Source organism: Limnohabitans sp. (assembly GCF_030158565.1).
Classification (GTDB): Bacteria; Pseudomonadota; Gammaproteobacteria; order Burkholderiales; family Burkholderiaceae_C; genus Limnohabitans_A.
Genome location: NZ_JAOASQ010000061.1, coordinates 21,284 through 30,379 on the forward strand (window position 1 = coordinate 21,284; position 9,096 = coordinate 30,379).

Consider the following 9,096-nt stretch of genomic DNA (forward strand, 5'->3'; position numbering starts at 1 on the left):
CAATCAGGTGTTTTGAGCGGCATCGAGGCAGTTGCCCACGTTCCAGCCGTACAGCCATTCCATCGCATCATAAAAGCGCTCAGGGCTGCGGCCGCGCCACAGGTCATTGCGCACCAGACGTTCCACGCCTTTGGCGTGGTAGATGCGGCCCATCTCGCGGCTCGACAGCACGATGCGGGCGGTGCGGGCCACGCGGGCGCGTTGGTACATGTCCAACGCTTTCGGCCAGTCGTTGTGGTGCGTGCGCAGGGCTTCGCCCAAAGTAACAGCGTCTTCCATGGCCATGCAGGCACCTTGGGCCATGTATTGGGTGGTGGGGTGGGCCGCGTCGCCCAGCAAGGTCACGCGGCCATAGGTCCATTGACCAATCGGTTCGCGGTCGGCCGTGGCCCAGCGCTTCCAGGTTTTGGGCAGGTCGATCAGCTGGCGTGCTTTGGGGCAAATGCCCTGAAAGTAGCTTTGTACTTCTTCTTTGCTGCCATCGGTCACGCCCCATTCTTCTTGCTGGCGGCTGTGGAAAGTCACGACCACGTTGTACTGCTCGCCACCGCGCAGCGGGTAGTGCACCAGGTGACAGTTGGGGCCGACCCAGATGGCGGCGGCGTTCCATTGCAAGTCTTCGGGAAAGTCTTTTTTGTCCACCACGGCGCGGTACACCACATGGCCCGTCACTCGGGCCGGGTCGCCCACAAACTGTTCGCGCACCACCGACTTGACGCCGTCGGCTCCAATCAAAGCGCAGCCCTTGAAAGCTTTGCCGTTCTGGTCCCACACGGTCACGCTCGCGTCGTCCTGCTCGATGCGCACCACACGGGTGTTGGTGTGAAACTGCACTTGACCGGTTTCTTGTGCACCCTCGAGCAAGGACAAATGCACATCGGCGCGGTGAATGACGGCGTAAGGGTTGCCAAAGCGCTGGCGGAATTTTTCGTCGGTGGGGATCTTGCCAACCTGGTACTCGTCGATCGCGTCGTGCATCACCATGTAGTCGGTGTACACCGCACGGCCACGGGCCTTGTCGCCGATGCCCAAAGCATCGAAGGCATGGAAAGCGTTGGGGCCGAGCTGGATGCCCGCGCCGATTTCGCCGATCTCGGGGGCTTGTTCCAGCACGGTGACCTGAAAGCCTTGGCGCACCAGCGCCAAAGCGGCGGCCAGGCCACCAATGCCACCGCCTGCGACGATGACGGGGAGTTGCGACTGCACTGTGCTCATGGGATCTCCTGACGAAGAAATTAAAGGAATGTGTACATATTATATGTATGCATATTAAATGAGCAAGTCCCGATTGACCGTGTGAAATCAGTGAAAACCCTAGGTTGGCATCAGGCGGCCAAGGGGCGTGCCACCGCTTCCAGCTGTTGGCGCAGCCATTGGTGGGCCGGGTCTTGCTGGTGCCGCAGGTGCCAGATCATGTACATCGGCATCTCGGGGCAGGGCACGGGCACCTTGGCATGGGCCAATCCTCGCATCAAATGGTGATGCAGCAAGCCGGGCACAGTGGCCAACAGGGCCGTACCCTGCATGAACGAAGGCAGCCCCGCAAAGCCCGGCACCTGCACCGCAAAGCGGCGCTCAAGGCCTTGGCGCAGCAAGTGCGCGTCCAGGTCCAGTGGTCGATTGGGCGCATAGACCACGGTGATGTGCTCGGAAGTCAGATAGTCTTTTTTGCTGGCCGGGGCACTGCGCACCGTGGGGTCGTAAAACACGCGGTAGCGGTCGGCAAACATGCGCTTTTGCAGCATGTCGGCGCCGTCCGGTGGGCGCGGGCTGATGATGAGCTGGCAGTGTTCCTGGCGCAGCATCTCGGGCGTGGGCACATCGGACGGGATGACGCGCAGCTGAACGCCTGGGGCCAACTCGCGCAGGCGCTGCATGAGCGAGGGCAGCAGCGCATCACGCTGAAAATCATTGGCAGCGATGGTGAAGGTGGTGCGCCATTGGCCGGGGTCAAAGTTTTCGGAATAGGCAAAGCGCTCCAGATCGCCCAGCAGGGCGCGGGCCCGCTCGGCCAAGGCTTCTGCGCGGGCGGTGGCCACAATGCCGCGCCCGGACTTGGCAAACAGCACATCACCGGTGATGCCGCGCAGCTTGTCCAGCAGATGGCTCACGGCCGATTGCGTCACGCCCAGGCGCTGGGCGGCGCCCGTGATGGAGCCGGTGTCGACCACCGTGACCAGCAGCCGCAGCAGCTTGGCATCCAAATCCAACCAATCGAAATTGCTCATGGGTTATATGATTATTCATCTGTTTATTTTTGGCAATGGCCTCGCGATACTTCAGCCCATCAACCCACCCGATGGAGCAAGCAGATGACCCCAGCGACATTCAAAATTGAAGGCACCACCCCGTTTAACGGCGACATGGCCCGCAAAGGCTACGCCCTCAACAAGATGTGCTTTTCGTTCAATGCGGCCGAAAACCGCGCCGAGTTCCAGGCGGACGAAGAGGGCTACATGGTCAAGTACCAATTGACCGAGCCGCAAAAAGCCGCGATCCGCTCGCGCCAAGTGCTGGCGCTGATCGCTGCAGGCGGCAACGCCTATTACCTGGCCAAGTTCGCGGGCATCTTTGGCCTCGACATGCAGGACATCGGCGCCCAGCAAACCGGCATGAGCAAAGAAGAATTTAAGGCCAAGTTGCGCGCTTACGCCTGAGGCAGTCACGCGGGCTGACCGGCTTGTCACGCGGGCTGACTGGCATGTCATGCGGGCTGACTGGCATGTCACGCGGGCACGCTGGCTGCTCTAGCTTGTCATCCTCGGGCTTGACCCGAGGATCCATGGATGCCGGATCGAGTCCGGCATGACATCCCCCCTGCCATCGCCCTTCCATCGCCCTTTCATCCTCCTGAAATTTCCCTTTCTCACGTCAACGCATTCAAGAACAGGACAATCAAATGGCTCAACTCATCGGTGGTCTCGCCACATCCCACATTCCCGCCATTGGCAATGCGATCCACAAAGGTCTGCAAAACGACCCGTACTGGGCCCCGTTCTTTGCCGGTTACCCGCCTGTGCAAAACTGGCTGAGCGCGCAAAAGCCGGACGTGGTCGTCATGTTCTACAACGACCATGGCCTGAACTTTTTCCTCGACAAGATGCCCACCTTCGCCGTGGGTGCCGCAGCGCAGTACAACAACGCCGACGAAGGCTGGGGCATCCCCACGCTGCCGCCTTTCAAAGGCGAGGTCGATCTGTCTTGGCAGATCATCAACACCTTGGTGGGCCAAGACTTCGACATCGTGACCTGCCAGGACATGCTGGTGGACCATGCCTGCACCTTGCCGCTCAAACTCTTTTGGCCCGAAGGCGAAGCGCCCGTGACCATCGTGCCGATCAACATCAACACGGTGCAGTTTCCGCTGCCTTCGGCCAAGCGCGTCTATGCCTTGGGCAAGGCGGTGGGCGACGCCATCGCCGCCTGGGATAGCAGCAAAAAAGTGGTGGTCTGTGCTTCTGGTGGCCTGAGTCACCAGCTCGATGGTCAACGCGCAGGTTTCATCAACAAAGAATTTGACCTGCAGTTCATGGACAGCCTGGTCAGCAACCCCGAGTGGGCCACCCAGTTCAGCACGCTGGAGCTGGTGGAAAAAACCGGCACGCAAGGCGTGGAGCTCTTGATGTGGCTGGCCATGCGTGCGGCGTTGTCGAGTGCAGGCCCGCGTGTGAAAGAAGTGCACCGCAATTACCACATCCCGATCTCCAACACGGCCACCGGCTTGATGGCGTTCGAGCTGGCTTGAAACCTCCTGACCCGCAAGCCCCGGGGTAGACGGTCGCTGGTGACCCTGCTTGCGCAGGGCGCTTGTCAAGCCGGGCAAAGGTCCTGGTTTGTCGTCCCGGGCGAACACATCACCTTGTTACCCCGGGCGAAGGCCTTGGTTTGTTACCTGGGGTAAACACACAACTTTGTCTTCCCGGGCTAACACATAACTTTGTCACCCCGGGCGAAGACCCGGGGTCCATGCCTTCGTTGAGCATATGGATCCCGCATCAAGTGCGGGATGACTACTCTGTGCGGGGTGACTACGCCCTGCAAGGTGACTGCGCAGTGCAAGGTGACGGTGCATCGGGGAAATCCCTTGTCAGTTCTTGGCGCTGGCTTTGTGCAAAGCGCATAAAATTAACCGACCGCTCGGTTGGTTAATTCGTTTGGACCGGGCTTTGTTCAATTTAGAAAGCGCATCCTATGTCCCAAGTCCTGCAAAGTTTCATCGGTGGCCAATGGATCGGCCAGCAAGGCGCGCAAGCGCTGCGCAGCGCCATCAATGGCCAGACCGTTTACCAAACCCATGCCGAGGCCATCGACTTTGGCGATGCAGTGCACTACGCCCGCACCGTGGGCCTGCCCAATTTGCTCAAGCTCGACTTTCAGGAGCGCGCCCAGCGCCTCAAGGCCCTGGCCAAGTACCTGGGTGAGCACAAGGAAACGCTCTACGCCATCTCGGCCCACACCGGCGCCACCCGCGCTGACAGCTGGGTGGACATCGAAGGTGGCGCAGGCACGCTCTTCGCTTATTCGGGCATGGGCAGCAACGAGCTGCCCAGCGGCAACCTGATCCACGAAGGCCCGGCTTTCCCACTGGGCAAAAAAGGCGGCTTCGCGGGCACGCACATCCTGGTGCCGCGTGGTGGCATCGCGGTGCACATCAACGCTTTCAACTTCCCGATCTGGGGCCTCTTGGAAAAGTTCGCGCCCAGCTTTTTGGCGGGCATGCCTTGCATCGGCAAACCCGCTTCGTCGACCAGCTACCTGACCGAGGCCATGGTGCGCCTGGTCGAACAATCGGGCATCCTGCCCGCAGGCGCTTTGCAGCTGGTGATCGGCTCCACCGGTGACCTGCTCGACCGCCTGAACGGCCAGGACGTGGTGACCTTCACCGGCTCGGCCGACACCGCCGCCATGCTGCGCGTGCACCCCAATGTGGTCAAACACAGCATCCCCTTCAACGCCGAAGCCGACTCGCTCAACTGCGCCATCCTCGCGCCCGACGTGACGCCCGATGACGAAGAGTTCGACCTGTTCGTGAAAGAAGTCGCCCGCGAGATGACCGTCAAGGCGGGCCAGAAGTGCACGGCGATCCGCCGCGCCATCGTGCCGCGCCAGCACCTCGATGCCGTTGCTGAAAAGCTCAAGGCCCGTCTGGCCAAAGTGGTGGTGGGCGACCCGTCCGTCGAGGGCGTCAAGATGGGCGCGCTGGCCTCGCATTCGCAGCAGGCCGACGTGGCCGAACGTGTGGCCTTGCTGCGCCAAAGCGCTGAGCTGGTGTTCGGCGGTGGTGCCGACTTTGCCCCGGTGGGGGCGGGCATCGCCCAAGGCGCGTTCTTCCAGCCCACGCTGCTGCTGTGCCAAAAGCCTTTGCAGACCGACAGCGTGCACGACGTGGAAGCCTTTGGCCCCGTCAGCACGCTCATGCCCTACGACGGCATCGACGAAGCACTGCAATTGGCCGCACGCGGTCAGGGCAGCTTGGTCGGCACGCTGGTCACCAAAGACCCGCACATCGCGGCACGCGTCATCCCAGTGGCAGCTGCCTTGCATGGCCGCCTGCACATCCTCGACCGCGAAGCGGCTGTCGAATCCACCGGTCACGGCTCGCCGCTGCCGCCGCTCAAACACGGTGGCCCCGGCCGCGCGGGCGGTGGCGAAGAGCTGGGCGGCATCCGCGCCGTCAAGCACCTGATGCAGCGCACCGCGCTGCAAGGCTCGCCCAGCATGATCGCCGCCGTCACGGGTGAGTACATGCGGGGGGCCAAGCTGATCGAGACCGAGGTTCACCCCTTCCGCCGCTACTTTGAAGAGCTGCAAATCGGCGAGAGCTTGCTCACCCACCGCCGCACCGTGGGCGAAGCCGACATCGTGGCCTTCGGTGGTTTGTCGGGCGACTATTTCTACATGCACTTCGACGAGATCGCCGCCAAGGATTCGCCGTTTGGCAAGCGCATCGCGCACGGTTACTTTGTGTTGTCGGCAGCGGCGGGCCTGTTCGTTTCACCCGCGCCCGGCCCGGTGCTGGCCAACTATGGCTTGGACACCCTGCGCTTTGTCAAACCGGTCGGCATTGGCGACACCATCCAGGCGCGCCTGACCGCCAAGCGTAAGATCGACCGGAACAAAAAAGACGCCAATGGCGTGGGGCAGGGCGTGGTGGCCTGGGATGTGGAAGTCACCAACCAGCTGGGCGAAGTCGTGGCCAGCTACGACATCCTGACCTTGGTGGCCAAGAAGGGCTGATGGGTTGGGGGCATGGATCCTCGGGTCAAGCCCGAGGATGACAAAGGTGAGGTCAAGCCCGAGGATGATGAATTCATTGCTGTCATTCCCCGGCTTGACCGGGGAACCCATCTTCTGAGAAGCCCGGTGACAATAGCCCCATGAATTGGTACGACCGTCACTTGCTGCCTTACTTGATAGACATCGCCTGCGGCCTGCCCATGGTGCAAAGGCAGCGCCGCCAGTTGGTCCCGCAAGCCCAAGGCCGTGTGCTCGAAGTGGGCATGGGCACCGGCCGCAACTTGCCGTTTTACGACCGCAGCCGCATCACCCGCTTGGTGGGTGTGGACCCGGCCATGCAGATGCACCGTTTGGCCCAAAAACGCAGCCGAGAGGCGGGCATCGAAGTGGAGCTGATGGGCCTGTCGGCGGAACAACTGCCCGCAGAAGACGCCAGCTTTGACACCGTGGTGTGTACCTACACGCTGTGCAGCATCCCCGATGCGGCGCAGGCCTTGCGCGAGATGCGCCGGGTGCTGGTGCCGGGCGGCAAGCTCTTGTTTTGCGAGCATGGCCGAGCGCCTGACGACAACGTGCGCCGCTGGCAAGACCGTTTGCAGCCGGTGTGGGGTCCGCTGGCAGGTGGCTGTCATCTGGGGCGCGACATTCCCGGTTTGCTCGACGCCGCAGGCTTTGCTGCGAACACGCAATCGGCGTATCTGGCAGGGCCGCGCCCGATGACTTTCCATTATTGGGGCGAAGCCCAAGCGGACTGAACACACAAGGATCGAACATGAAAGCGGTGTACCTGACAGGCCATGGCGGCAACGAAGTGGTCACCTTGGGCGAACGGCCCATGCCAGCACGGCAAGCCGGCGAGGTGCTGGTGCGCATGCACGCGGCCACGCTCAACCGTGTGGACCTGTACATGCGAGACAGCGGTGCGGGCATCACCCACACGCTGCCGCAGACCATGGGGCTCGATGGCGCGGGCGTCATTGAGGCGTTGGATGAGGGCGATCACGGCCTGCACACCGGGCAAGCGGTGCTGGTCTACCCCGCCGTGGTGTGCGGCACCTGCGAGTTTTGCCAAAGCGGCCAAGAGGTGCTGTGCACCCGCATGCGCTTGCTCGGCGAGCACCGGGACGGCACTTTGTCTGAATACATCAGCGTGCCCGCCCGCAACCTGGTGCCCATGCCGGATGGCTGGGGCTTTGAAGAAGCGGCCGCTCTGGGCGTGAACCACCTCACGGCCTGGCGCATGTTGACCAGCCGCGCCCAGCTGCAAGCAGGCGAGACGGTGCTGATTTTTGGCATTGGCGGTGGGGTGTCGCTGGCCGGCCTGCAACTGGCCAAAGCCATGGGTGCACGCGTCTTTGTCACCTCCACCAGCCGGGATAAATTGGACCGTGCGCTGGCGCTGGGGGCCGACGCCGCCATCCACAGCCGCGAGCAAGATGTGGTGCAGGAGGTCATGCACTTGACCGGCAAGCGCGGGGTGGATGTGGTGTTCGAAAACGTGGGGGCTGCAGTCTGGGACAGCGCGCTCAAAAGCGCTGTGCGCGGCGGGCGCATCGTGACCTGCGGCGCCACCACCGGCGACCAGCCCGGGGCCGATCTGCGCAGGGTGTTCATCCGCCAGTTGCAGATCCTGGGCTCGACCTTGGGTAATCTTGCGGAGCTTCAACAACTCACCCAGTTTTGTGAGCAGCATGGCATGCGGCCCCTGATTGAGCACACCTACGACCTGGACGATATCCATGCCGCGCTGGACCGCCTGGCCAGTGGTCAGCAGTTTGGCAAGCTGGCGGTGCGCATCCGGGGATAATTCAAGCCATGAGATCTCCCATTGCCGTTGTCGACGTTGACCGTTGCGAAACCTGGACCCGTTACAAAAACGGCTTGTGCGACAGTTGCGCGGCCAATTGCTGCACCATGCCTGTTGAGGTCAAGTTGGCCGATCTGGTGCGCTTGGAGCTGGTGGACCCGTTTGAAGCCGAGCACGAAGACCCCAAGCAAATTGCCAAGCGCTTGTCCAAGGCTGGGTTGATCGACCACTTCAATTTCAAAAACAGCATCTTCAGCTTGGCCCGCCGTGCCAGCGGGGATTGCCAGTTTCTGGACGCCAAGACGCGGCGCTGCACGGTGTATGACAAGCGGCCCAACACCTGCCGCTTGCACCCGCAAGTGGGGCCACGCCCCAACCATTGCCCTTACGGCAACAAAGCGCAGTCGCGCTGACTGGCGCTTGCCCATCTGCTGGCAGCGTTCATGAAAAAAGCCTCCCGACTTTGCAGTCGGGAGGCTTGGTGCTTTGGCCGCTTGAGCGGTTTACATCGAGTCGATGAAGCTGCGCAGTTTGTCGCTGCGGCTGGGGTGCTTGAGCTTGCGCAGCGCCTTGGCTTCGATCTGGCGGATGCGTTCGCGGGTCACGTCGAACTGCTTGCCCACTTCTTCCAGCGTGTGGTCGGTGGACATCTCGATGCCGAAACGCATGCGCAGCACCTTGGCTTCACGCGGCGTGAGGCTGTCGAGGATTTCCTTGACCACTTCGCGCAGACCGGCCTGCATGGCAGCTTCGATAGGTGCCGTGTTGGCCTGGTCTTCGATGAAGTCGCCCAGGTGGGAGTCGTCGTCGTCACCGATCGGCGTTTCCATGGAGATCGGCTCTTTGGCGATCTTCATGATCTTGCGGATCTTGTCTTCCGGGATCTCCATCTTCTCGGCCAGCGTCGGGGCGTCCGGCTCGAAGCCGAACTCCTGCAGGTGCTGGCGAGAGAGCCGGTTCATCTTGTTGATCGTCTCGATCATGTGCACCGGGATGCGGATGGTGCGCGCCTGGTCGGCGATCGAGCGGGTGATGGCCTGGCGGATCCACCA

9 protein-coding genes are annotated in these 9,096 nt (G+C 62.1%); 6 read left to right on the forward strand and 3 right to left on the reverse strand.

Going from position 1 to position 9,096, the window contains the following annotated elements; genetic code table 11:
• Positions 1-3: 3 nt before the first annotated feature.
• The gene (locus tag Q1W40_RS12950; RefSeq protein ID WP_300712742.1) at positions 4-1,215 is read right to left on the reverse strand and encodes a 3-hydroxybenzoate 6-monooxygenase; all 1,212 of its coding nucleotides are present in this window, start codon (positions 1,213-1,215) and stop codon (positions 4-6) included.
• A gap of 110 nt (positions 1,216-1,325) precedes the next feature.
• Positions 1,326-2,228 (reverse strand): LysR family transcriptional regulator, encoded by a 903-nt coding sequence (locus Q1W40_RS12955; protein WP_300712744.1) that lies wholly within the window; start codon positions 2,226-2,228, stop codon positions 1,326-1,328.
• An 84-nt stretch (positions 2,229-2,312) separates the two neighbouring features.
• On the opposite strand from Q1W40_RS12955, the gene Q1W40_RS12960 reads away from it, so the two are divergent.
• From Q1W40_RS12960 to Q1W40_RS12985, 6 genes are all read left to right on the forward strand, one after another.
• Complete coding sequence (locus Q1W40_RS12960; protein WP_300712746.1) at positions 2,313-2,657, forward strand: protocatechuate 4,5-dioxygenase subunit alpha; 345 nt, start codon at positions 2,313-2,315, stop codon at positions 2,655-2,657.
• A gap of 242 nt (positions 2,658-2,899) precedes the next feature.
• Positions 2,900-3,745: a class III extradiol dioxygenase family protein gene (locus Q1W40_RS12965; protein WP_300712748.1), complete on the forward strand. Its 846-nt coding sequence runs from the start codon at positions 2,900-2,902 to the stop codon at positions 3,743-3,745.
• Positions 3,746-4,191: 446 nt separating this feature from the next.
• Complete coding sequence (paaZ, locus tag Q1W40_RS12970) at positions 4,192-6,237, forward strand: phenylacetic acid degradation bifunctional protein PaaZ (protein WP_300712750.1); 2,046 nt, start codon at positions 4,192-4,194, stop codon at positions 6,235-6,237.
• A gap of 140 nt (positions 6,238-6,377) precedes the next feature.
• Positions 6,378-6,992 (forward strand): class I SAM-dependent methyltransferase, encoded by a 615-nt coding sequence (locus Q1W40_RS12975; RefSeq protein WP_300712752.1) that lies wholly within the window; start codon positions 6,378-6,380, stop codon positions 6,990-6,992.
• A 17-nt stretch (positions 6,993-7,009) separates the two neighbouring features.
• Positions 7,010-8,044: a zinc-binding dehydrogenase gene (locus tag Q1W40_RS12980; RefSeq protein ID WP_300712753.1), complete on the forward strand. Its 1,035-nt coding sequence runs from the start codon at positions 7,010-7,012 to the stop codon at positions 8,042-8,044.
• An 8-nt stretch (positions 8,045-8,052) separates the two neighbouring features.
• Complete coding sequence (locus Q1W40_RS12985) at positions 8,053-8,457, forward strand: YkgJ family cysteine cluster protein (protein WP_300712756.1); 405 nt, start codon at positions 8,053-8,055, stop codon at positions 8,455-8,457.
• Between the two features lie 90 nt (positions 8,458-8,547).
• On the opposite strand, the gene Q1W40_RS12990 is transcribed toward Q1W40_RS12985, so the two are convergent.
• A partial coding sequence (locus tag Q1W40_RS12990; RefSeq protein ID WP_300712758.1) for a sigma-70 family RNA polymerase sigma factor occupies positions 8,548-9,096 on the reverse strand: 549 nt, incomplete at its 5' end.

Coding starts and splice junctions, on each gene's coding strand:
- Q1W40_RS12950 (WP_300712742.1), bottom strand. CDS start 1,215: ATGAGCACAGTGCAGTCGCAACTCCCCGTCATCGTCGCAGGCGGTGGC.
- Q1W40_RS12955 (WP_300712744.1), bottom strand. CDS start 2,228: ATGAGCAATTTCGATTGGTTGGATTTGGATGCCAAGCTGCTGCGGCTG.
- Q1W40_RS12960 (WP_300712746.1), top strand. CDS start 2,313: ATGACCCCAGCGACATTCAAAATTGAAGGCACCACCCCGTTTAACGGC.
- Q1W40_RS12965 (WP_300712748.1), top strand. CDS start 2,900: ATGGCTCAACTCATCGGTGGTCTCGCCACATCCCACATTCCCGCCATT.
- paaZ (WP_300712750.1), top strand. CDS start 4,192: ATGTCCCAAGTCCTGCAAAGTTTCATCGGTGGCCAATGGATCGGCCAG.
- Q1W40_RS12975 (WP_300712752.1), top strand. CDS start 6,378: ATGAATTGGTACGACCGTCACTTGCTGCCTTACTTGATAGACATCGCC.
- Q1W40_RS12980 (WP_300712753.1), top strand. CDS start 7,010: ATGAAAGCGGTGTACCTGACAGGCCATGGCGGCAACGAAGTGGTCACC.
- Q1W40_RS12985 (WP_300712756.1), top strand. CDS start 8,053: ATGAGATCTCCCATTGCCGTTGTCGACGTTGACCGTTGCGAAACCTGG.